The sequence below is a fragment of the Metapseudomonas boanensis genome, assembly GCF_018704125.1.
Lineage (GTDB): Bacteria > Pseudomonadota > Gammaproteobacteria > Pseudomonadales > Pseudomonadaceae > Metapseudomonas > Metapseudomonas boanensis.
In genome coordinates this window covers 56,404-79,752 of record NZ_JAGTIS010000011.1, presented here as the reverse complement: position 1 = coordinate 79,752, position 23,349 = coordinate 56,404, and the positions used below count along the sequence as shown (strand labels likewise).

Annotated in this window: 19 protein-coding genes and 1 pseudogene; 13 read left to right on the top strand and 7 right to left on the bottom strand. The window is 62.8% G+C overall.

Annotated elements, in window-relative coordinates; translation table 11 throughout:
* Positions 1-45 precede the first annotated feature (45 nt).
* Both J7302_RS18835 and rhlB read left to right on the top strand, forming a co-directional pair.
* Entirely contained in the window at positions 46-1,203 is a 1,158-nt protein-coding gene (locus J7302_RS18835; RefSeq protein WP_215378158.1) for a dipeptidase, read from the top strand.
* A gap of 97 nt (positions 1,204-1,300) precedes the next feature.
* Positions 1,301-2,776, top strand: a complete 1,476-nt coding sequence (rhlB, locus tag J7302_RS18830) for an ATP-dependent RNA helicase RhlB (protein ID WP_215378156.1) — start codon at positions 1,301-1,303, stop codon at positions 2,774-2,776.
* 230 nt (positions 2,777-3,006) lie between these two features.
* Here rhlB and J7302_RS27160 read toward each other — a convergent pair.
* Positions 3,007-3,311, bottom strand: a pseudogene (locus J7302_RS27160) (ISL3 family transposase); the annotation flags it as partial.
* A gap of 219 nt (positions 3,312-3,530) precedes the next feature.
* On the opposite strand from J7302_RS27160, the gene J7302_RS18825 reads away from it, so the two are divergent.
* The 3 genes from J7302_RS18825 (at position 3,531) to J7302_RS18815 (ending at position 6,339) form a co-directional block, all read left to right on the top strand.
* Entirely contained in the window at positions 3,531-4,490 is a 960-nt protein-coding gene (locus J7302_RS18825; protein WP_215378153.1) for an ornithine cyclodeaminase family protein, read from the top strand.
* A gap of 9 nt (positions 4,491-4,499) precedes the next feature.
* A complete protein-coding gene (locus J7302_RS18820) occupies positions 4,500-5,624 on the top strand; it encodes an NAD(P)/FAD-dependent oxidoreductase (RefSeq protein ID WP_215378150.1) in 1,125 nt (374 codons plus the stop codon).
* Between the two features lie 82 nt (positions 5,625-5,706).
* Positions 5,707-6,339, top strand: a complete 633-nt coding sequence (locus J7302_RS18815; RefSeq protein WP_215378147.1) for a helix-turn-helix transcriptional regulator — start codon at positions 5,707-5,709, stop codon at positions 6,337-6,339.
* A 140-nt stretch (positions 6,340-6,479) separates the two neighbouring features.
* On the opposite strand, the gene J7302_RS18810 is transcribed toward J7302_RS18815, so the two are convergent.
* The 6 genes from J7302_RS18810 to dmeF all read right to left on the bottom strand — a co-directional run bounded on the left by J7302_RS18810 (position 6,480) and on the right by dmeF (position 11,488).
* A complete protein-coding gene (locus J7302_RS18810) occupies positions 6,480-7,256 on the bottom strand; it encodes an ABC transporter substrate-binding protein (RefSeq protein ID WP_215378144.1) in 777 nt (258 codons plus the stop codon).
* Positions 7,257-7,562: 306 nt separating this feature from the next.
* The gene (gene moaE, locus J7302_RS18805; protein WP_215378141.1) at positions 7,563-8,015 is read right to left on the bottom strand and encodes a molybdopterin synthase catalytic subunit MoaE; all 453 of its coding nucleotides are present in this window, start codon (positions 8,013-8,015) and stop codon (positions 7,563-7,565) included.
* A 1-nt stretch (position 8,016) separates the two neighbouring features.
* Positions 8,017-8,265: a MoaD/ThiS family protein gene (locus J7302_RS18800; protein ID WP_215378138.1), complete on the bottom strand. Its 249-nt coding sequence runs from the start codon at positions 8,263-8,265 to the stop codon at positions 8,017-8,019.
* Positions 8,266-8,267: 2 nt separating this feature from the next.
* Positions 8,268-8,738 carry a cyclic pyranopterin monophosphate synthase MoaC gene (gene moaC / locus J7302_RS18795; RefSeq protein WP_215378136.1) on the bottom strand — a complete coding sequence of 157 codons (471 nt, stop codon included), beginning with the start codon at positions 8,736-8,738 and terminating at the stop codon, positions 8,268-8,270.
* Between the two features lie 98 nt (positions 8,739-8,836).
* On the bottom strand, positions 8,837-10,228 hold the full coding sequence (locus tag J7302_RS18790) for a PhoH family protein (RefSeq protein ID WP_215378133.1): 1,392 nt from the start codon (positions 10,226-10,228) through the stop codon (positions 8,837-8,839).
* A gap of 267 nt (positions 10,229-10,495) precedes the next feature.
* Complete coding sequence (gene dmeF, locus J7302_RS18785) at positions 10,496-11,488, bottom strand: CDF family Co(II)/Ni(II) efflux transporter DmeF (RefSeq protein WP_215378130.1); 993 nt, start codon at positions 11,486-11,488, stop codon at positions 10,496-10,498.
* A 253-nt stretch (positions 11,489-11,741) separates the two neighbouring features.
* Between dmeF and yaaA the strand changes: the two genes are divergently transcribed.
* The 8 genes from yaaA to J7302_RS18745 all read left to right on the top strand — a co-directional run bounded on the left by yaaA (position 11,742) and on the right by J7302_RS18745 (position 23,337).
* Positions 11,742-12,521, top strand: coding sequence for a peroxide stress protein YaaA (gene yaaA / locus J7302_RS18780; protein WP_215378126.1), 780 nt, complete (start codon positions 11,742-11,744; stop codon positions 12,519-12,521).
* Between the two features lie 777 nt (positions 12,522-13,298).
* A complete protein-coding gene (gene algD, locus J7302_RS18775) occupies positions 13,299-14,609 on the top strand; it encodes a GDP-mannose 6-dehydrogenase (protein ID WP_215378122.1) in 1,311 nt (436 codons plus the stop codon).
* A 61-nt stretch (positions 14,610-14,670) separates the two neighbouring features.
* On the top strand, positions 14,671-16,152 hold the full coding sequence (gene alg8, locus J7302_RS18770; protein ID WP_215378119.1) for a mannuronan synthase: 1,482 nt from the start codon (positions 14,671-14,673) through the stop codon (positions 16,150-16,152).
* Positions 16,153-16,181: 29 nt separating this feature from the next.
* Positions 16,182-17,345, top strand: a complete 1,164-nt coding sequence (locus J7302_RS18765) for an alginate biosynthesis protein Alg44 (RefSeq protein ID WP_215378116.1) — start codon at positions 16,182-16,184, stop codon at positions 17,343-17,345.
* Between the two features lie 13 nt (positions 17,346-17,358).
* Positions 17,359-18,723, top strand: coding sequence for an alginate biosynthesis TPR repeat lipoprotein AlgK (gene algK, locus J7302_RS18760; RefSeq protein ID WP_215378112.1), 1,365 nt, complete (start codon positions 17,359-17,361; stop codon positions 18,721-18,723).
* Between the two features lie 143 nt (positions 18,724-18,866).
* Positions 18,867-20,312: an alginate export family protein gene (locus J7302_RS18755; protein WP_215378109.1), complete on the top strand. Its 1,446-nt coding sequence runs from the start codon at positions 18,867-18,869 to the stop codon at positions 20,310-20,312.
* Between the two features lie 29 nt (positions 20,313-20,341).
* Positions 20,342-21,901: a mannuronan 5-epimerase AlgG gene (gene algG, locus J7302_RS18750; protein WP_251702148.1), complete on the top strand. Its 1,560-nt coding sequence runs from the start codon at positions 20,342-20,344 to the stop codon at positions 21,899-21,901.
* A gap of 11 nt (positions 21,902-21,912) precedes the next feature.
* Positions 21,913-23,337, top strand: a complete 1,425-nt coding sequence (locus J7302_RS18745) for an alginate O-acetyltransferase (RefSeq protein WP_215378098.1) — start codon at positions 21,913-21,915, stop codon at positions 23,335-23,337.
* Positions 23,338-23,349: the final 12 nt, after the last annotated feature.

Genomic DNA, 23,349 nt, shown 5'->3' with positions numbered 1-23,349 from the left:
TGCTAGAGTGCGAGGCACGACAACACCACAGCCAGGATGCTGGACATGCGCAAAACCCTGATCGCCGTGCTCGTACTGATCCCCGTCGGCCTGGGAATCTTCTTCAGCCTGCCAAACCTGCTCGACCGCCGAATGAACAGCGTGGCCACGCCGCCGCCCTACTCCGCCTCTCCCGCCGCAGAAAAGCTCCACGACACCCTGTTCGTCGCCGACCTGCACGATGACGCCCTGCTCTGGAACCGCAACCTGCTGGAGCGCCACGACTTCGGCCACAGCGACCTGCCGCGCCTGCTCGAAGGACGGGTCGGCCTCCAGGTGTTTTCCACGGTCACCAAGACCCCACGCGGCCTCAACTACGAGAGTAATGGCGCCGACAGCGACAACATCACCCTGCTGGTCCTGGCCCAGCGCTGGCCAAAACCTACCTGGACCAGTCTCCTGCAGCGCGCCCTGTACCAAGGTGACAAACTCCAGCAGGCCGCGGCCGAGAGCCAGGGCAAGCTGGTGCTGGTTCGCTCGCGCGCCGACTTGGCCAGCTTCCTCGAGGCCTGGAACAAGGACCCCAAGCGAACCGCCGCCATTCTCGCAACCGAAGGCCTGCACCCGCTGGAGGGCAAGCTGGAGAACGTCGACCGGCTCTACGATGCTGGTTTCCGTATCACCGGCCTCACCCACTTTTTCGACAACGAAGTCGGCGGCTCCGCCCATGGCCTGGAAAAAGGTGGCCTGACGCCCTTTGGGCGTCGCGTGATCGCGCAGCTGGAAGAGAAAAAGATGATCGTGGATCTGGCCCACGCCTCCCGCGCGCTGATCGACGACGTGCTGGCCATCGCGGAACGCCCTGTGCTGGTTTCCCACACTGGCGTCGTAGGCACCTGCCCGGGTTCGCGCAACCTAACCGACAAGCACCTGCAGGGCATCGCCGCCATGGGCGGCGTCATCGGCATCGGCTACTGGGACGCCGCGGTCTGCGAAACCTCGGTAGCCGCCATAGTCCGCGCCATCCGCTACACCGCGGACAAGGTCGGGGTCGAGCACGTGGCCCTTGGCTCGGATTTCGACGGTACCGTCCACACGCCATTCGACACCAGCGGCCTGGCCCAGCTCACCCAGGGCTTGCAGGAAGCCGGTTTCAGCGAGGCAGATATCGCCGCGATCATGGGTGGCAACGTGCGCCGACTGCTGCTCGAGGCCCTGCCTTAAGCCCCGCAATGCTCCGTAGCCCGCGCCACTTCGCCGCGCGGGCATCTTGCTTTACACTGGCGGGCGTTCACTCCTTAATCAAATTGACGAGATCACCGTGCTCAAGGCACTCAAAAAGATATTCAGCAAGGGCGAAGAGCCCCAAACCAGCCCCACCCCATCAGCACCCGCCCCTGCTCGCGCCGAGAGCGAAGAGCGCCCGGAAAAGCCCAAGAGAGCGCCCCGTACCGCAGGCGAAAAGGCTGAAGGCAGCGCAGAGCGCACCCCACGCGGCGAGAAGAAACCCCGCAGCGACAAACCGAAATCCGACAAGCCGCGCCGCGAGCGTCCCGCCAAAACCTCAGCCCCGGTCAATAACTGGAAGCTGGAAGACTTCGCGGTAGAACCCCAGGAAGGCAAGACCCGCTTCCACGACTTCAACCTCGACCCACGGTTGATGCACGCGATCCACGACCTCGGCTTCCCCTACTGCACGCCGATCCAGGCACAGGTGCTGGGCTTCACCCTCAAGGGCCAGGACGCCATCGGCCGCGCCCAGACCGGCACCGGCAAGACCGCCGCGTTCCTCATATCGATCATCACCCAGCTACTGCAGACCCCGCCGCCGAAAGAGCGCTACATGGGCGAACCCCGTGCGCTGATCATCGCGCCAACCCGTGAACTGGTGGTGCAGATCGCCAAGGATGCCGCCGCGCTGACCAAGCACAGCGGCCTCAATGTGATGAGCTTCGTCGGCGGCATGGACTTCGACAAGCAGCTCAAGCAACTGGAATCGCGCTTCTGCGACATCCTGGTAGCCACGCCCGGCCGTCTGCTGGACTTCAACCAGCGCGGCGAAGTGCACCTGGACATGGTCGAAGTGATGGTGCTGGACGAAGCCGACCGCATGCTCGACATGGGCTTCATCCCGCAGGTTCGCCAGATCATCCGCCAGACCCCGTACAAGGGCGAGCGCCAGACCCTGCTGTTCTCCGCCACCTTCACCGAAGACGTGATGAACCTGGCCAAGCAGTGGACCGTCGACCCCGCCATCGTCGAGATCGAACCGGAAAACGTGGCCAGCGAAACCGTCGAGCAGCATGTCTATGCCGTCGCCGGTAGCGACAAGTACAAGCTGCTGTACAACCTGATCGACCAGAACGACTGGACCCGCGTCATGGTCTTCGCCAACCGCAAGGACGAGGTCCGCCGCATCGAGGAGCGCCTGACCCGCGACGGCATCAGTGCCGCCCAGATGTCCGGCGACGTTCCGCAGCACAAGCGCATCAGGACCCTGGAAGGTTTCCGCGAAGGCAAGATCCGCGTCCTGGTGGCCACCGACGTCGCCGGCCGCGGCATCCATATCGACGGCATCAGCCACGTGATCAACTTCACTCTGCCGGAAGACCCGGACGACTACGTGCACCGTATTGGCCGTACCGGCCGCGCCGGAGCCAGCGGTACGTCCATCAGCTTCGCCGGCGAGGACGACGCCTTCGCCCTGCCGCCGATCGAGGAACTGCTGGGTCGCAAGATCAACTGCGAGATGCCCCCCGCCGAACTGCTCAAATCGGTACCGCGTAAGCATCACTGATCGCAACACGATCAAAAAAGGCGAAGCCCCGGCTTCGCCTTTTTTTTTGGTTCATCGCGGAATCTGGGGGAGAGGCGAGTTGACAGCCGGACAGCCGGTACTCTCTCTGTAGGAGCCAGCTTGCTGGCGAACATGCGCCATTCGTCAGCAAGCTGGCTCCTACAAGGTTTCGCGCGCCTTCGATGTGTCACTCCGACCGACAAGTCCGCCAAGGAGGTGTTGCAGGCTGCTTTCCGAGGAAGGCGGGAAGCCGGCGCCAGACAGTCAATCCGCTCGGATACGCGTCCGCAGTACAGGCAGTCGACGCGACGCACCGGCAGTTGTAGCAGGACGCGCTGATCCTGCAGGTCACGATCCCGAACCTGGCGGATGTGCTGTTGCTCGTGGGTCAACAGGTTGGGTTTGGCACGCGGCTGCAAATCGGGAAGCGCTCCGCTTGGGGCTCAAGACTGATCAGCAGGGTGTCATGAGTGGATTGGCGACAGGCGACGACCTCGTAGCCCGGCCAGAAAGGGGCCAGATCAATAGGATGCACGGCGACAGCAGGGGGTGGGGGTTGGGATGTTTGGCGATTGCCAATTTACCCGCTTCCCCGACTGTCAACTCGCTCTTCCCCCTGATTCCGCAACGAACCTTTTTTTGCCCTCACCACCCTGTGGGCTACGGTTTCATGGACAGACGCCCGGCGCTTGCTGAAACATACCTAAAAGTCCAGAATGGACAGATAAGTTTATTTCAAGTCCAGGAGCGTCTCATGTCCAGCGCCACGCCCTATCTCATCCCGCACGCCGAAGCCCGCCGCCTGCTGCAGCAGATCGACGTCCGCCAAACCATGCGTCGGATGTTTCAAGACCTCGCGGCCGGTGAGGCGGTGCAGCCCGCCCAGCAACTTGTGGAGTTTCCGGCGGGGGCTGGAGACTTTATCAACTACCTCGGCGTCATGGCCAAGGAACGTGTCTACGGCGTGAAGACCTCGCCCTACATCAAGACCGCCGATGGCGCCCTGGTAACCGCCTGGACCCTCCTGATGTCCATGGAAACCGGCGAGCCGTTGTTGCTCTGCGATGCCGGTGAGCTGACCACCGCGCGCACCGCGGCGACTACCGCCGTGGCCATAGACGCCCTGGCGCCCGCGCAGGCCCGCCGCCTCGCAGTGATCGGCAGCGGAGCGGTAGCTCGCGCGCACATTCATTACGTGAAGGACCTGCGGGACTGGCAGGACATGCGTGTCTATTCCCCAAGCCTGGCAGGCGAGCAATCTGCGATCCATGCCGAACTGCGCGCGCTGGATCCACGTATGGAGTTGTGTGCCAGCCTGGAGCAGGCCATTGCCGATGCGGATGTCGTTATGCTCTGCACCTCCTCGGCAAGCCCCATACTCGACCCGCTGAGACTGGGTAAACCAGCCTTGGTGACCTCAATCAGCACCAACGCCCCGCGCGCCCACGAGGTGCCGCCTGCGGCCCTGGCTGAAATGGATGTTTACTGCGACTACCGCGCCACCACGCCGGGCTCAGCCGGGGAAATGCTGCTGGCAGCCGAACAGAATGGTTGGAGCTGCGAGCAGATTTGCGGGGACCTGCCCGAGTTGCTGAGCGGTGCGGTGCCGCGCCCGGATTACAGCCGCCCGGTATTCTTCCGCTCCATCGGCCTTGGCCTGGAAGACATGGCGCTGGCCAACGCCCTCTATCACCTAACCCGGCAAGGCCAGTGAGGGATGCACATGAACCAGGCTGATTTCATCATCATCGGTGCCGGCATCGCGGGCGCCTCGACCGGCTACTGGCTTTCCCGACATGGACGCGTGGCTGTGCTGGAGCGTGAAGAACAGGCGGGTTATCACTCCACCGGTCGTTCTGCCGCGCTCTACACCGTGGCTTATGGCACGCCCCAGGTTCGTGCGCTGACCGCCGCCAGCCGCGCTTTTTTCGATGCGCCGCCGCAAGGCTTCAGCGAGCACCCTATTCTTACCCCGCGCGGCGAAATGGTGGTCGACTTCACCGGTGATCCGCAGGAACTGCAACGCCAGTTCAATAGCGCCTGCGAGAATGTGCCCGAGATGCAGATGCTCACCCCGGAGCAAGCCTGCAAGCTGGTGCCAGTACTGCGACGCGAAAAGGTCCAGGGTGCCATGCTCGACCCCAGTGCAGCCGACATCGACACCGACGGCCTGCACCAGGGTTATATGCGTGGTATCCGCCGCAATAATGGCCAGATTCACAACGGAGCCGAGGTGACCGGCATCCAGCGCCGAGGCGAGCTGTGGAAAGTCACCACCACCGCGGGTACCTTCCTGGCGCCCGTGCTGGTCAACGCGGCCGGCGCCTGGTGCGACCACCTTGCGGAACTTGCTGGTGTAAAACCCTTGGGCTTGCAGCCCAAGCGCCGCGCCGCGTTCATCTTCTCGCCGCCGGAAGGTGTGGACAGCCACCGCTGGCCGGCCCTGGTCAGCCTGGACGAGTCCTTCTACTTCAAGCCGGATGCCGGCGTGCTGCTGGGTTCCCCAGCCAATGCCGACCCGGTGCAGCCTCATGATGTACAGCCGGAGGAGTTGGACATCGCCCTCGGCATCTACCAGATCGAGGACCACACCACCATGAGCATCCGCCGGCCGATGCACGTCTGGGCCGGGCTACGTTCGTTCTTCGCTGATGGCGACCTGGTGTCCGGTTATGACGCGCAAACGCCGGGGTTCTACTGGGTAGCCGGTCAAGGTGGTTATGGCATCCAGACCTCCGCTGCGATGGGGGAGGCGAGCACCTGCCTGATCCTGCACCAGCCCCTGCCAGAGCACCTCACCCGCTACGGACTGAACGAGGCGATGCTCTCCCCTGCGCGCCTGGGGTGACGCCAATGGAGCTTTGCGCCACACTCGCAGCGCCGGGCCAATTGAGCCCGGCGCCGTTTTTCTCGCCTTCGGAGCCGCCCGCATGACGCCCCGCCAAGACCCGACCCTGGATAATTACCGGGCCATCGCCGACGCCATCGCCAACCTGTTTTTCCCTCATGCTGAGGTGGTGCTGCACGACCTGCGCACGCAGAAGATCGACTACATCGCCAATAACATCTCCAAACGCTGCATAGGGGACGATGCGGCCCTGGAAGACATGCTCACCGGCGAGGTCGACGAGCGGAACATCGGCCCCTACGAGAAGCTCAACTGGGACGGCCAGAAAATCCGTTCCATCAGCACTGTACTGCGCGATGCCATGGGCACGCCGATGGCAGTCCTCTGCATAAACCTGAATATCTCGATGTTCGAGTCGGCCAAGGCCGCCCTGGACCTGTTCCTTTCCTCCAGCAAGGTGATCCCTCAGCCGGACTCGCTGTTCCGCGACGACTGGCAGGAGCGTATCAATACCTTCCTGCATAACTGGCTGCAGCAGCGCCAGCTAGGGCTCAACCTGCTGACCCGCGAGCACAAACGCGAGCTGGTACTGGCGCTGCACGCCGAGGGCGCATTCAAGGGCAAGAGCGCCGCCAACTATGTGGCCAATGTGCTGAACATGGGCCGTGCGACGGTTTACAAGCACCTGAAGGAGTTGAAGGAAGAGTCGGTCTAGCGCTCTGATCTTCCCTATGGGTGAAAATTCATTCACCTGTTGTAGATCGGACTTCCCTCACCCCTACCCTCTCCCAGAGGGAGAAGGGGTAAAAGCGAAAAAGCCGCGCAATGCGCGGCTTTCTCATGCGGGGCCGACGATCACTCGCCGTAGATATCGAAGTCGAAGTATTTGGCCTGGATCGCCTGGTACTTACCATTGCTGCGCAGGGTCTTGATAGCCGCATTGAATTGCTCGCGCAGCGCGTCGTCTCCCTTGCGAACAGCAATCCCGGCGCCCTCGCCAAAGAAATGCGGATCCTGGAGCACCGGACCGACGAATTCGTAACCCTGGCCGTTGTCGGTTTTCAGGAAGCCTTCATTGAGAGGGAAGACATCCCCCAGCACGCCATCCAGGCGGCCGGAAATCACGTCCAGGTAGATTTCGTTCTGGGTGCTGTAGCGCACCACTTTCACGCCCTTGGGCTCCAGCACTTCGGTGGCGAAGCGGTCGGTGGTGGTGGAGCGCTGGGTACCGATGGACTTACCGACCAGGTTCTTGAATTCGGGGTCGACGGTCGAGCCTTTCTTCATCACCAGGCGCGCCGGGCTGTAGTAATACTTGTTGGTGAAGTCCACGGATTTGCGTCGCTCGTCGGTGATGGTCATTGACGAGAGGACGGCATCGACCTTCTTCACCTTGAGCGATGGGATCAGCCCATCGAACTCCTGCTCGACCCATTGGCACTTGACCTTCATCTCCTCGCACATGGCGTTGCCGATGTCGTAGTCGAAGCCCGAAATCTCACCTGCCGGCGTCTTGAAGGCGAAGGGCGGATAGGCTGCTTCGATGCCGAGGCGCAAAGGCTTGTCGGCGGCAAAGACGCTGGAGGCCAGCAGAGTAAGGGCAAGGCTGCCCAGCAGAACGAGTTTCTTCATGGTGCGACTCCCGCAGTACGGATGGAGGCCCGCCACAAGGGTTGGGCGAACGGATTCGAATTGGATTGCGAGGCAGAGGAAGGCACAGCCTGGTCAGGCCGGCATGGGCAGGGATTCGACGATAGCTGGCTGATAATCATTATGGGACGCCGCTAATTTTGTACTTGTAAGTCCATGCTGGACTTAAATGTACAGAGCGTCAATACCCAGTCGGCAGACAGCAAAAACCCGGCATGTGCCGGGTTCGATGTCAGTGTGTTTGGATGTGAGCGAATTCATTCGCTCACACAAGGCAAATGCCAGGACCTAGTTTTCCCAGCGCTTTGCCGCAGCCTTGTCGCTGCAACGGCCTTCGACCCAGCGTGGCCCTTCGGCGGTGTCTTCCTTCTTCCAGAATGGTGCGCGAGTCTTGAGGAAATCCATGATGAAGTTGCAGGCATCGAACGCCGCCTGGCGATGGGCGCTGGCGGTACCGACGAAGACGATGGGCTCGCCCGGCTCCAGGCGGCCAATGCGGTGGAGGATGTCCACCTTGAGCAAGGGCCAGCGCAGGCTGGCCTCCTGGGCAATCTTTTCCAGGGCTTTCTCGGTCATGCCGGGATAGTGCTCGAGGAACATCCCGGCGACGTCCTGGCCGTCGTTGAAGTCGCGCACGTAGCCGACGAAACCGACCACCGCGCCCACGCCGACGTTGGCGGCGTGCATGGCATTGAGTTCGGCACCTGGGTCAAAGGCGGCTTCCTGTACGCGAATAGCCATCTCAGCCTCCGGTAACGGTAGGGAAGAAGGCGACCTCGTCGCCATCGGCGAGGGCCTCGTCGAGGCTGCACAGTTCCTGGTTGCGCGCACACATCAGGTTCTGCTCGTCCAGCACCTCCCAGACACCGCCCCGGGCCAGCAGATGACGGCGCAAGTCATCCAGCTTCGCGAAGCCCGAAACCCAGCCAAGTTGCTCGCCGTCAATGCCGAGCGCTTCACGGTAACGGGCGAAATACTGCACGCGAATCATCTTCACTCCCCGGCCTGGTAATGGCCGCTCTTGCCGCCCAGCTTCTCCAGCAGGCGCACGCTTTCGATGGTCATGCCGCGGTCCACCGCCTTGCACATGTCGTAGATGGTCAGGGCCGCAACGCTGGCGGCGGTCAGGGCTTCCATTTCCACGCCTGTCTGCCCGGCCAGCTTGCACCGCGCGACGATGTGCACGGTGTCTTCGCCTTCGGCGCTCAGCTCAACCTTGACGCTGGTGAGCATCAACGGGTGACAGAGCGGGATCAGGTCGGAGGTCTTCTTCGCCGCCTGGATGCCGGCGATGCGCGCCACGGCGAACACATCGCCCTTGGGGTGGCCGCCGGCCTGGATCAGTTGGAGGGTTTCCGGGCGCATGCGCACGCGGGCTTCAGCCGTTGCCTCACGGGCCGTCACCGCTTTGTCGGTGACGTCGACCATGTTGGCACGACCTTGGGAATCGAGATGGGTCAGCACTGCTAGTCTCCTCGGGCGGGCCGTTCAGGGCCCGCAGGAGGCAGATTGTATACAGAAAAACAGCCTGGGCGGCAGGTGCCGCCCGGCGGACAGTGACGTTACATATGGGCTTCGGCGAACTCGGCCAGCACGGAGCGCGGTACACCCTGCAGGGTGATGTGCACGCCATGGGGGAAGTCCTTGAAGCGTTCGGTCAGGTAGGTCAGGCCGGAGCTCGGCGCGGAGAGGTAGGGGGTATCGATCTGCGCCAGGTTGCCCAGGCAGATCACCTTGGACCCGGTGCCGGCACGAGTGATGATGGTTTTCATCTGGTGCGGCGTCAGGTTCTGGCACTCGTCGATGATGATCAGGCTCTGCTGGAAGCTGCGCCCGCGGATGTAGTTCAGCGATTTGAACTGCAGGGGCACCTTGCTGAGGATGTAGTCCACGCTGCCGTGGGTGTTTTCATCCTCCATGTGGAGGGCTTCCAGGTTGTCGGTGATGGCACCCAGCCAGGGCTCCATCTTCTCCGCCTCGGTGCCGGGCAGGAAGCCGATTTCCTGGTCCAGCCCCTGCACGCTGCGGGTGGCGATGATGCGCCGGTAGCGCTTGCTGACCATGGTCTGCTCGATCGCCGCGGCCAGCGCCAGGATGGTCTTGCCCGAGCCCGCCGCGCCGGTCAGGTTGACCAGGTGGATGTCCGGATCGAGCAGGGCATAGAGCGCCAGCGCCTGATACACATCACGCGGGCGCAGGCCCCAGGCTTCCTGGTGCAGCAAGGGCTCCTGGTGCAGGTCGAGTATCAGCAACTCGTCGTCCTTGATGCCCTTGATCCAGCCGACGAAGCCCTGCTCGTCGACGATGAACTCGTTGACGTGCACCGCCGGCAGGTTGTCGGTCAGCTGCACCCGATGCCAGGTCCGGCCATGGTCCTGGCGGGTTTCCACCTTGCTGACGCGCTCCCAGAAGGAGCCGGGCATGTCGTGGTAACCGCGAGACAGCAGGGAAACGTCGTCGACCAGCTGGTCGGTGTGGTAGTCCTCCGAGTCGATGCCACAGGCGCGCGCCTTGAGGCGCATGTTGATGTCCTTGGTCACCAGCACCACGGATATCCCCGGTTTGCGGCTCTTCAGCTCCACCAGTTGGTTGATGATCTTGTTGTCGTTGAGGTCTTCCGGCAGCCAGGTGATCGGGGCTGCACGCTTGCTCATGAGAATCGAGAGGAAGCCGCAGGGGCCGCTCTTCTCGCGCTGGATGGGTACACCGTGCTCGACTTCCTCGGGAGAGGCTCCCCCGAGGATCTTGTCGATATTGCGGATGGCCTGGCGACATTCAGCGGCGACACCCTGCTTCCCGGTCTTCAACTTGTCCAGTTCTTCCAGCACGGTCATTGGAATGGCCACGTGGTGTTCCTGGAAGTTCAGGAGCGCATTGGGATCGTGGATCAGGACGTTGGTATCGAGGGCGTACAAGGTTGGAGCGGTAGGGCGGGAGCGTCCGTGGTCATCCATACTCGGTCACCTTCTTATCTGGCCAGGCGACGGAATGCCAGACTGGCGCTCCGCCGCGGAGGGCCGCCGACCTCTCCATCCCGGGTCATGCCGGGGCAGGAGATGGTGCTAACAAGTGAGGGCCGATGGCCGCCACCTGTCTGCAGGATTCGGCGGTCTTGATTCGTTAATACTCCATTCCGGATGACAGAAAAAAGTAATTTTTTCGCAGTCTGATTATTTTTTTATTCACGACAAAAAAACCTTGGCGTGGGGACATTTCGCCGTTTAAAGTCGAAAGTCCTTCCCCTCCGCGGCAGCCCCCTCCCCGCCGCAGCGATTGACCTCCACGGTCACGTGCACCAGTTCTGAAAAGCCCGCCAGTCTCGCCTTGTAGCGATCCGCCGAAGTTTCGCCGTGGGTCACCAGGCTGATGATGCAGGCGAACTGTGTACGACCGACCCTCCAGAGGTGCAGGTCGGCTACTTCGGTGTCCGGAATGCACTCCAGCGTGGTGCGCACGAGCTCCACCAGGGGGCGGTCCATCTCGCGGTCCACCAGCACCTTTCCGGTTTCCAGCAGCAGGCCCTTGGCCCAGATGCCGATGATCAGCGCGCCCAGCAATCCCATCAGCGGATCGAGCCAGGCCCAGCCGAGCAGCATGCCGCCCAGCAAGGCGAAAATGGCGGCCACTGAGGTCAGGGCATCCGCCAGGACATGGAGATAGGCCGCATGGCGATTCAGGTCCAGCCCACCATGCCCATGCCCGTGTGCATGGTCGTGGTCGTGGTCGTGGTCGTGGTCGTGGTGAGCATGGCCATGCTCGTGCTTGTCCCGCAGCAACCAGGCCGAGGCCAGATTGACTGCCAATCCGACGACCGCCACCCACAAGGCAACCTCATAGCCAATCTCCGCTGGCTGCCACAAACGCCATAGAGACTCCAAGGCCATCAGCAGCACGACCACCATCAGCAGCACCGCACTGGCGAAACCGGCCAGCACTTCGACCTTCCACGTCCCGAAGGTAAAACGCGGGTCCTGCACATAGTGCCGCGCCAGGCGATAAGCGAACGCCGCCATGCCAATGGCCACCATGTGCGACGCCATGTGCCAGCCGTCGGCCAGCAGTGCCATGGAGTTGAACCAGAGGCCGGCCACGATCTCCGCCAGCATGGTGCCGCCGGTCAGGGCCACCACCAGCCACGCCTGCCGCTCGCCGCCGTGCTCCAGCGGACGGTAGTCGTGGGAAGGTTCCCAGCGTGAGTGGTTGCAGTTGTCCATGACATGTCCCCGGCAATCGGACGGTTTGAAAACATCACGAACGAAGGTCAGGCAAGAACAGCGCGGCTTGTGCATTGTAAATGCGCATTTTGATCGGACCCGCGCACGAGGCTGTTCTCACGCCGCATGATCGAGCGCAGCAGTTTTCACCCAGCCTGAAATGGCCTTTCTTGCAGACTAGCCAATGATCCCCATAGGTGGAGTCATCGTCCCTAAATCCCTAGAATCGCCGGGTTCCCGAAGGAGACGACTCATGCTGATGGTGATTTCCCCCGCCAAGACCCTGGACTACGAGACCCCGCCGGTCACCGCGCGCTACACCCAGCCGCAACACCTGGATCACGCCCAGGAGCTGATCCAGCACCTGCGCACCCTGACGCCGACCAACATCGCCGAGCTGATGCACCTGTCCGACAAACTGGCGGGCCTCAATGTCGCCCGCTACGGCAGCTGGCACCCGGATTTCACCCCCCAGAACGCCAAGCAAGCGCTGCTGGCCTTCAAGGGCGACGTCTACACCGGCCTGAACGCCGAGGATTTCAGCGAAGCGGACTTCGACTTCGCCCAGTCTCATCTGCGCATGCTGTCCGGCCTCTACGGCCTGTTGCGGCCGCTGGACCTGATGCAGCCATACCGCCTGGAAATGGGCACCAAGCTGGCCAATGCGCGCGGCAAGGACCTGTATGCCTTCTGGGGAGAGCGCATCAGCGGTTGGCTGAACGAAGCCCTGGAAGCCCAGGGCGACGATGTCCTGCTGAATCTGGCCTCCAACGAGTACTTCAGCTCGGTGAAGCGCAAGGCGCTGAATGCCCGCCTCATCGATACCGAATTCAAGGACCTGAAGAACGGCCAGTACAAAATCATCAGCTTCTACGCCAAGAAGGCCCGGGGCCTGATGGCGCGCTACGTGATCAAGGAGCGGCTGAACGACCCCGAGGGTCTGAAGGACTTCAACTACGACGGGTATCGTTTTTCCGTGGCGCACTCCAAGCCGGATAGCCTGGTGTTCCTGCGGGAACATCCACAGGACTGACCGCCCCTCCCCCTCCCCCTCCCCTCTCCCGTAAACAGGAGAGGGGGTCACCACGTGCAACTGCTTGCATTCCCCTCGCTCCTACAAGGCTCTTCGCTCGACGGACTATTCCTAGCAACAGCTAGTGCAGACATCGCCAATTCATTCGCAAAGCAGGCCGAAGGCCAGCCCCACTTTTTGCCGGAATATCTTTTTGCCATCCGTGGCACTTCATAATCAAACTGCCTTTATTAACAAAATTAAGTAGTGGCAACTTGCAAAATGCAATGCTCGAGAACTTGCAATTTGCAACACCGGAACTTCACGAACACCAAAACACCAACACATCGCCACTACCCTGCAATCACCCCATAGTTAAAAAAATGCAATAGATCAAATTCGGGACGAACGGTAGGAACTATCCGAAAAGCCGGACACTCATACCCCCGTAACGTAATTCTTCCGCCAACTTTCGGCGTGATCTCAAACTGCCTACATCTATCGGCTCACGCCGAGGGAGCAGTTTTACCTGGATAAAACCAGAAAATTAATCAAGGAGAAATTCAACAACTCGACCAACTGGACAAAACCAACGAGACAAAGCCTTTAAAGGCTATCTTCTCAGGACTCTAAGTGGGCAAGCTTTATTACATGCCCAGTTCAGGCGCCCTAACTTTGGCGTCCGGTATTAATCATGCCTGCGCATTGCCAAGTTGCTACCAAGTAACCGGCTGCGCGAATGGAAGTGGCACTACCGCCACATATTAAACAGCGTGCTGAATGGACGAGGTGATTGCGATGCGAATCAGCATCTTTGGTTTGGGCTATGTGGGCGCAGTATGCGCCGGTTGTCTTTCTGCTCGTGGTCATGAAGTGGTCGGTGTGGATATCTCCCCGACCAAGATCGACCTGATCAATTCGGGCAAATCGCCCATCGTCGAACCGGGTCTGGAAGAACTGCTTCAAGAAGGTGTGCGCTCCGGCCGCCTGCGCGGTATGACCGATGTCGCTGCCGCCGTGCGTGACACCCAGGTGTCCTTCATCTGCGTGGGTACCCCGAGCAAGAAGAACGGCGACCTGTCGCTGGACTACATCGAAGGCGTCTGCCGCGAAATCGGCTTCGCCCTGCGCGACAAGGCCGAGCGCCACACCGTGGTCGTGCGCAGCACCGTGCTGCCGGGCACCGTGAAGAACGTTGTGATCCCGATCCTCGAAGACTGCTCCGGCAAGCAGGCTGGCGTCGAATTCGGCGTTGCAGTAAACCCGGAGTTCCTCCGCGAGAGCACCGCGATCAAGGACTACGACTACCCGCCCATGACCGTCATCGGCGAACTGGACAAGAGCTCCGGTGACCTGCTGGAAAGCCTGTACCGCGAACTGGACGCGCCGATCATCCGCAAGGACGTCGAAGTCGCCGAGATGATCAAGTACACCTGCAATGTCTGGCACGCCGCCAAGGTCACCTTCGCCAACGAAATCGGCAACATCGCCAAGGCGGTGGGCGTCGACGGCCGTGAAGTGATGGACGTGGTCTGCCAGGACAACAAGCTCAACCTGTCCAAGTACTACATGCGTCCTGGTTTCGCCTTCGGCGGCTCCTGCCTGCCCAAGGACGTGCGGGCGCTGAACTATCGCGCAACCTCCCTGGACGTCGACTCGCCGCTGATCGGCTCGCTGATGCGCAGCAACGCCGGCCAGGTGCAGAAGGCCTTCGAGATCATCGCCAGCCACGAGAAGCGCAAGGTCGCCCTACTCGGCCTGTCGTTCAAGGCCGGAACCGACGACCTGCGCGAAAGCCCGCTGGTGGAACTGGCCGAGATGCTGATCGGCAAGGGCTTCGACCTCAGCATCTACGACCGCAACGTCGAGTACGCCCGTGTCCACGGTGCCAACAAGGACTACATCGAATCGAAGATTCCCCATGTGTCCTCGCTGCTCGACAGCAACCTGAAAGCAGTTGTCGACAAGGCCGACATCATCGTCCTGGGCAACCGCGACGAGCTGTTCGCCCCGCTGGCGCAGCAAGCCCCGGAAGGCAAGCGCGTCATCGACCTGGTGGGCTTCATGCCCAAGGCCTCCCACGGCAACGCCGAGGGTATCTGCTGGTAAGCGGCCCGCCCCCTTCCTTCGCGGGAGGGGGCTCGCCCAATGAGACCAGGACGATAAAACTATGGACAAGCTAAAGCATGGCCTGCTCGAAGCCTCGGGCTGGCTGTTCTACCTCATCGCGCTGATGCTGCTGGCACTGGCCCTGCCCAAGTCGGTATTCGACCCCGACTCCAAGGACTTCCTGCTGCTGGTCGGCGTGGTCGGTATCTGGCGCTATTCCATGGGCGCCCTGCACTTCATTCGCGGCACGCTGTTCCTCTACCTGGTCTACCCCTGGTATCGGCGCCGTCTGGCGAGGCTGGGCAGTGCGGCCGACCCGTCCCACGTGTTCCTGATGGTGACCAGCTTCCGCATCGAGGCGCTGACCACCGCGATGGTCTACCGCTCGGTGATCCAGGAGGCGATCGACTGCGGCTACCCGACCACCGTGGTCTGCTCGATCGTCGAGCTGTCCGATGAACTGCTGGTGAAGAACCTCTGGGCCAAGCTCAATCCGCCGGAGCGGGTAAAGCTGGACTTCGTGCGCATTCCCGGTACCGGCAAGCGCGACGGCCTGGCCTATGGCTTTCGCGCCATCTCCCGGCAACTGCCGGACGAGAATGCGGTGGTGGCGGTCATCGACGGTGACACGGTGCTGGCCGAGGGTGTGGTGAAGAAGACCGTGCCCTGGTTCAAGCTCTTTCCCAATGTCGGCGGTCTGACCACCAACGAGTTCTGCGAGGTGCGCGGCGGCTACATCATGAGCGAGTGGCACAAGCTGCGCTTCGCCCAGCGCCACCTCAACATGTGCTCCATGGCACTAAGCAAACGCGTGCTGACGATGACCGGGCGCATGTCGGTGTTCCGCGCCAAGGTGGTGACCGACCCGGACTTCATCGCCGACGTGGAAAGCGATCACCTGGACCACTGGCGCCTGGGCCGTTTCCAGTTCCTCACCGGTGACGACAAGTCCAGCTGGTACAGCCTGATGCGTCTGGGCTACGACACCTTCTACGTGCCAGATGCCGCCATCAACACCGTGGAACACCCGCCGGAGAAGAGTTTCATCAAGGCCAGCCGCAAGCTGATGTTCCGCTGGTACGGCAACAACCTGCGGCAGAACAGCCGCGCCTTGCGCCTGGGGCCGAGCCGCCTGGGCTGGTTCACCACCGTGGTGCTCAGCGACCAGCGCCTGTCCATGTGGACCTGCCTGCTGGGCCTGGCCGTGGCCATCATCGCCAGCCTCAAGTACAGCATCGCCTACCTGCTGGTGTACCTGCTGTGGATCGGCCTGACCCGCCTGGTCCTGACCCTGCTGCTGTCCATAAGCGGCCACCGGATCGGCCCGGCCTACCCGCTGATTCTTTATTACAACCAGATCGTCGGGGCCCTGGTGAAGATCTACGTCTTCTTCCGCCTCGACCAGCAGTCCTGGACCCGCCAGAACACCAAGCTCAACCGTGACCTCGCCAGCTTCACGCGCTGGTTCAACACCTGGTCCTCACGCGCCATGACTTTCACCGCAACCAGCGTATTCGTCGCCACCCTGATGGCGATCGTGTGAGCACAAGGAATCTGACAGGAATCGAAGCCATGAATACAGCCGTCAATCTCAATGTGGTGCATGAATCCGAAGCCCAGCGCCAGCACGCGCGGGTGAAGATCCCCGGCAAAATCCGCTACATCCTCCGCAACGAGCGCATGGAGCAGGCCCTGATCGACGTTTCTGCTGGCGGATTCGCCTTCAATGCCGGGAACATCCAGATCAGTGTCGGCGACCATTGCCGGGGCCGTATGCAGTTCCATGTGGACAGCCTCACCCTGGGTCTGGACGTGGAATTCCAGGTCCGCGCGTTCGACCCACGCAGCGGTCGCGTCGGCTGCCAGTTCCACAACCTCAAGCCACGCGATATCGCCACCCTGCGCTACCTGATCAGCGCACACCTGTCGGGCGAACTGGTCAGCACCGGCGACCTGCTCAACACCCTGCAGCGCGAGAACTTCACCAAGGCGCGCAAGAACGGTTTGGGCGGCAATGGCATGGGCGTGTTCGGCCGCCTCAAGGCCGTCTCCTTCACCCTCGGGCTGTTCATGGTGGGCATCGGCGCCTTCGCCTATATCGCTAAATCGCTTTACGGCCTGTACTTCGTCACCCATGCCGATTCGGCCATGGTCGCGGTGCCCTCCATGCAGGTCACCATGCCTCGCGAGGGTACGGTACAAAGCCTGGTCGGCCCCGACGCCAGCATCGAGAAAGGTGCGCCCATCGCCTCCTTCTCCGCCACCATGCTGGAAATGCTCAAGGGTCACCTGACCGACGAGCAGCTTTCCCCAAGCAACGTCGAAGCACTCTTCGGCAAGGAGATGAAGGGCACACTCACCAGCCCCTGCAACTGCAAGATCGCCCGCCAACTGGTGGCCGACGGCCAGTTCGCGAGCAAGGGTGACGTGATCTTCGAACTGGTCCCGCAGGACACCGTGGCGACCGTGCAGGCGCGCTTCCCCTTCCGCAACATCGCCCAGGCCAAGCCCGGCGCCAGCGTCAGCTTCCAGGTCGCCGGCGAGGATGAGGTTCGCCACGGCAAGATCCTCAGCAGCAGCCTGCACGACGGCGACATGTCGGCGAATATCCGCGCCACCATCCAGCCCGACGAGCCCCTGCCGAGCAGCCTCGCCGGCCAGCCGGTGGAAGTCAGCATCGATCGCGGCCCGTCCCTGGGCTGGCTGATCGATCGCCCCCTGGCCGCAGGTCTCTGAGGAGGGCTCCGCCATGGCTCACACGGCCCCCCCACTCCTGCTGCTGGCTGCGGCGATCGCCCTGGCCGGCTGCGCCGGGTTACCCGACGAGCGCCTCGCCCGCGAAGCCCTCAAGCGCGGCGACAGCGCCACTGCAGAGCAGAACTTCCGCCAGCTGGCGGAGCTCGGCTACACCGATGCCCAGGTTGGCCTGGCCGACCTGCAGGTGGCCACCGGCGACCCGGAGCAGATGCGCCGCGCCGAACAGACCTACCGCCAGGCCATCGACGACTCGCCGCGCGCCAAGGCACGCCTGGGCAAGCTGCTGGCGCGCAAGCCCGAGCTGAACCCGGCCGAACGTCGCGAGACCGCACAGCTGCTGGAGGAGTCCTTCGCCGCAGGTGAAGAAAGCAGCCTGATGCCGCTGGTGATGCTCTACATGCAGTACCCGCAGGACTTCCCCGAGGTCAACGTCCCCGCGCGCATCGCCCAATGGCGCGCGGAAGGCCACACCCAGGCCGCACTGGCACAGATCCTCTTCTATCGCACCCAGGGCACCTATGATCAGCACCTGGCCGAGATCGAGCGGATCTGCACCGCCAACCTGGCCATTGCCGATGTCTGCTACGTCGAACTGGCCACCGTCAACCAGAAGCAAGGCAAGCCCGACGCCCAGAAGGCCCTGCTGGACGACCTGATGGCCGGCTACCGCGCAGGCCGTATTCCCGCCCAACGCGTGGACTCGGTGGCCCAGGTGCTGGCCGACAACGAACTGGGCAAGCCGGACGAAAACAAGGCCCGCGAACTGCTGGACGAAATCGCCCCGGCTTATCCGGCTGCCTGGACCAGCTTGGCCAAGCTGCTCTACGACTATCCCGCGCTGGGCGACACCGACCAGATGCTGGCTTACCTGGAGAAAGGTCGCGCCGCCGCGCTGCCCCGCGCCGAGTTGCTGCTCGGCCGCCTGTACTACGAAGGCAAGCTGGTGCCACAAGACCCGCGCAAGGCCGAGCAACACCTACTCAAGGCCTCCGCCACCGAGCCCAACGCCCACTACCTGCTGGGGCAGATGTACCTGCGCGGCTACCTCGGTGACGTGGACCCGGAGAAGGCCCTGGAGCACCTGCTGATCGCCGCCCGCAACGGCCAGATCAACGCCGACTTCGCCCTCGGCCAGATGTTCGCCCAGGGCAAGGGCATCCAGCCCAACCCGGCCAACGCCTATGTGTTCAGCCAGCTCGCTCTGCCCAAGAACACCCCACAGGCGCTCGAACTGGCGCAACAGGTGGAGCAGCAGCTGCCGCCCGCCGAACGCGCCCGCGCCGAACAACTGCTGCGCGAGGAACGCCTCGCGCGCGGCGCCAGCGCCCAGGGCGCTGGCCAGATGAGCAGCCTATGAATACCCGTCCGGAAGTCGACCGTAGGTTGGCGCCGAGCCTGCGAGGTTCAACGCTGCGGGGCACGCTCCGCGCGCCTTGTTGGGCTGCGCTGCGCTCACCAACCTGCGGACCAGGCCTCCAGACCGAGCGATAAGGAACGACCATGAACATGAAACCCTGGATGAACGCCGGCCTCGGCCTGTCCCTGCTCTCGGCGAGCATTGCCTTCGCCGCCCAGAACGACGACAAGAATTTCGGCCTGGACGTGAAGATCACCGCACAGTCCGAAGCCGACCGTGACCTCGGCACCCGTGACGGTGGCGACGTCAACGGCCTGGGTCTCGATGTGCGTCCCTGGGTCTATGGCGAGCGTGGCGAATGGAGCGCCTTCGCCATGGGCCAGGCAGTGACGGCCACCGACATCGTCGAGACCGACACACTCGAATCCAGCGATATCGAAAGCGACTCCAGTCAGCGCGACGACGGTCGCGAGCCGGACAAGAACTACCTCGCCATGCGCGAGTTCTGGGTCGATTACGGCGGTCTCACTGCCTATCCGGGCGAGCACCTGCGTTTCGGCCGCCAGCGCGTACGCAGCGAGGAAGGCACCTGGTGGGACACCAACATCGAAGCCCTGCGCTGGAGCTTCGACACCACCCTGCTCAAGGCCCATGTCGGCGTTGCCGAGCGCTTCAGCGAGTACCGCACCGACATCGACGAACTGGCCCCGGAAGATGAAGACCGCCGCCACCTGTTCGGCGACATCTCCACGCAATGGCAACCCGGTCACTGGGTCGGTCTGAAGGCCCACCACAGCCGTGACGAAGGCGACCTGCCGAATGTCGGCGAAGAAGTGGACGAGCTGTCCAAGCGCACCACCGGGGACCTCACCTGGCTGGGCATCAACGCCGACGGTGGCTTCTTCGACCGCCGCTCCTCCCTGCCGCTGAACTACTGGGCCGAGGCCACCTGGCTTACCGGCGATGCGGACGAGCTGGAGCAGACCGCAGTCGGCGATCAGACCATCGCCAGCGGCTCGCGCAATGTCGACGTCAACGCCTGGGCCCTGGACCTGGGCCTGCGCTGGAACATCGACGACCAGTGGAAAGTCGGCGGCGCCTATGCCCGAGGCAGCGGCGGTGGCGATGACGACAGCTCCGAGCAGTTCCGCCAGACCGGTCTCGAGAGCAACCGCTCTGCCTTCACAGGCACCGAAGCGCGCATGCACCGTTTCGGCGAGGCCTTCCGGGGCGAGCTGAGCAACCTGCAAGTAGCCAGCGCATTCACCTCCTGGCAGATGGGCGAGGACTACGACGCCAGCCTGGTCTACCACCGCTTCTGGCGCGTGGACGACAACCAGGACGTGGGCCAGAGCGGCATCATCGCGCCGCTCGAGGATGGCGAGAAGGACATCGGCCAGGAAGTCGACCTGGTGGTCACCAAGTACTTCAAGCAGGGCCTGCTGCCGGCTTCCATGACTGAGCACCTGGACGAGCGCTCGGCCCTGGTGCGCCTGCGTGGCGGGGTGTTCAAGCCGGGCGACGCCTACGGCGCCGGCACCGACTCGCTGATGCACCGCGCCTTCGTCGACGTCATCTGGCGCTTCTGATGCAGCCATCGCGCAAGGGAGTAACAGCCATGAAACGAGGCATGGGAGCCACGCTGCTGATGGGCGGCGTCGTACTCGGCGCCCTGCAGATGGCCGCGCCCTGGGTCCAGGGCGCGGAGCCCACACAGGCGCTCAAGCAGATCAAGAACTACACGGTCTCCACCGCACCGGTGGAACAACTGCACCTTGACCCACCCAAGCTGCCGGACCTCTCCGGATACACCGCGCAAGCGGTAGAGGCCAAGATCGACCGCAGCCGCAAAGGCCGTGTCGTGGTGCGGCGCATGCTGCAACAGGACGCGCTGAAAGATTTTATCGGCGGTAACGAGCGCCTGCGCGAGTGGGTCAAGCGCCAGCAGGGCATGCCTAACGCGATCTTCATCGAAGGTGGCCACGTCACTCCGGCGGATATCGCCAGGGCCCTGCCGGACAGCCAGTTCAGCGAAACGGAGAAAGGCGTCTACCTGGCGCGCCTGCCGCTGGTGGTAGCCCACGACGCAAGCCTTGAAATCGACAAGGAAACCCGCGATTTCCGCCTGTCCCAGGAGCGAGGCTCGTTCCTGGTGAACGACGGCAAGCTGTTCGTCACCGGCAGCAAGCTCACCGCCTGGCGCGAGCAGGACAAGAGCCCGGCCTGGTTCCGCAAGCCGGAAGAGTTCCGACCGTTCCTCGTGTCCTGGGGTGGCAGCGAGCTGTACATAGTCGCAAGCACGGTCACCAGCCTCGGTTACGACAACTCCAAGTCCTATGGCGTGTCCATCACCCAGTACACCCCCGGCCAAGCCGCGCGCCTCAAACGTGCGGCGCCCACCGGTTGGCTGATCAATTCGGAATTCGTCGACCACTGGTACGGCTTCTACTGCTTCGAGGCCGAGAATGTCGTCATCAAGGGCAACACCTACCGCGACAACATCGTCTACGGCATCGACCCGCACGACCGCTCGCGCGGGCTGATCATCGCCGAGAACACCGTATTTGGTACGAAGAAGAAGCACGGCATCATCATCTCCCGTGAGGTGGATGACAGCTGGATCGTCAACAACAAGACCTTCGACAACAAGCTCTCCGGCATCGTCATCGACCGTAACAGCGTGAACAACCTGGTGGCCTGGAACGAGGTCTACCAGAACCACGCCGACGGCATCACCCTCTACGAGAGCTCGAACAACCTGTTGTGGGGCAACAAGGTCCTCAACAACGCGCGACACGGTATCCGCGTGCGCAACAGCGTGAACATCCGCCTGTACGAGAACCTCTCCGCGGCCAACGGCCTGACCGGCGTACTCGGCCACATCAAGGACCTCACCAACACCGACCGCGACATCGAGCTCGACCCCTTCGACGCCAAGGTCTCGATGATCCTGGTGGGCGGCAAGCTCGCCGGCAACGGCTCCAGCCCCCTATCCATCGACTCACCGCTCTCGGTCGAGCTGTACCGAGTGGAACTGCTCGCCCCGAGCAAATCCACCGGCATCAGCTTCGCCGGCGTGCTCGGCGAGAAGCAGGAAGAAATCCTCGACCTGATGGTGCGCCGCAAGCAGGCGGTGCTGATCGATCCCGTCGAAACCCAGGCCGAACTCCAGGACTGAGGCAACAGACCATGCACAGACTTTCAAATAAATGGTTCACCCCTTCCGCCCTGGCCGCCGCCCTGCTGGCCAGCGCCCACGGCGCGCAAGCAACCCCGCAATACAGCGTGCAACGCACCGGCCCACTCTGCGCCGTGGCTCAGGACCCGGCCTCGTACAACACCAAATACCTGAGCTTTTTCGAGAGCCTGGTGCAGGGCCAGGGTGACTGGTTGTTCCGAACCCGCTACGACCTGCGCACCGACTTCGGCACCACACCTTACGGCTACAGCCAGTTCAAGCGCCTGCGCGATGCGCTGAAGGCCAGGGGCGTCGAACTGATGATCGTCTACCAGCCCACTCGTGGCCTGGTTAACCGCGAGAAACTCACCCCAGAGGAGAAGGCTGCCTTCAACTTCGACCTGGCGAAGAAGAACTACCTGGCCGCTGTGGAGCAGTTCCGCAAGGCCGGTATCTGGGTCACCGACCTCTCGCCGCTGTTCGATGAGAAGGGCGTGGACACCGATTACTACTTCAAGGCTGACCACCACTGGACCCCGGCCGGCGCCGAGCGCACCGCCAAGCTGGTGGCCGAGACGCTGAAGCAGATTCCCGGCTTCGACGACATCCCGAAGAAGGACTTCCAGAGCAAGGTCGTCGGCCTGCTGCCCAAGGCCGGCACCCTGCACAAGACCGCCGGCCAGCTATGCGGCACCACCTATGCCACCCAGTACGTCGACCAGTACGAGACGGAAGCGGCCGGCGATGGCGGCGACAGCCTGTTCAGCGACGAATCCGACCCCAAGGTGGCACTGGTGGGCACCAGCAACAGCGGCCCGGCCTACAACTTCGCCGGCTTCCTGCAGCAACACAGCGGTGCCGAAGTGCTCAACATGGCGGTCAGCGGCGGCGGCTTCGACAGCGCCCTGCTGCAGTACATGAGTAGCCAGGAATTCCACGACAACCCGCCCAAGGTGCTGATCTGGGAGTTCGCCACCCACTACGACCTGGCACAGCAGAGCTTCTACCGCCAGGCCGTACCGCTGGTGAACAACGGCTGCGAAGGCCGCCCGGTGGCGCTGAAGAACCGCGTCAAGCTCAAGCCCGGCGCCAACGAGGTGCTGGTCAACGGCAAGGAGCAGCCGCTGCGAGACCTGCGCGGCCGCGACTACCTGGTGGACCTGACCTTCAGCGACCCGGCGGTGCACGAGTCCAAGGCGACCATCTGGTACCTCAACGGTCGCCGCGAGAACTTCAAGATCGAGCAGAGCGACCGCGTCGACACCGGCGGGCGCTACGTCTTCGAACTGCGCAACGACCAGGACTGGGCCGACCTGAACCTGCTCGCCCTGGAAATCCACAGCCCCGAACAGATGCCAAAGGATCTCAGCGTCGAGGTCAGCGTCTGCAAGCGCCCTGGCGCCGGTGGCAGCAACCTCGCGGCCCAAGCCGATTGAGGAAGGAGGATT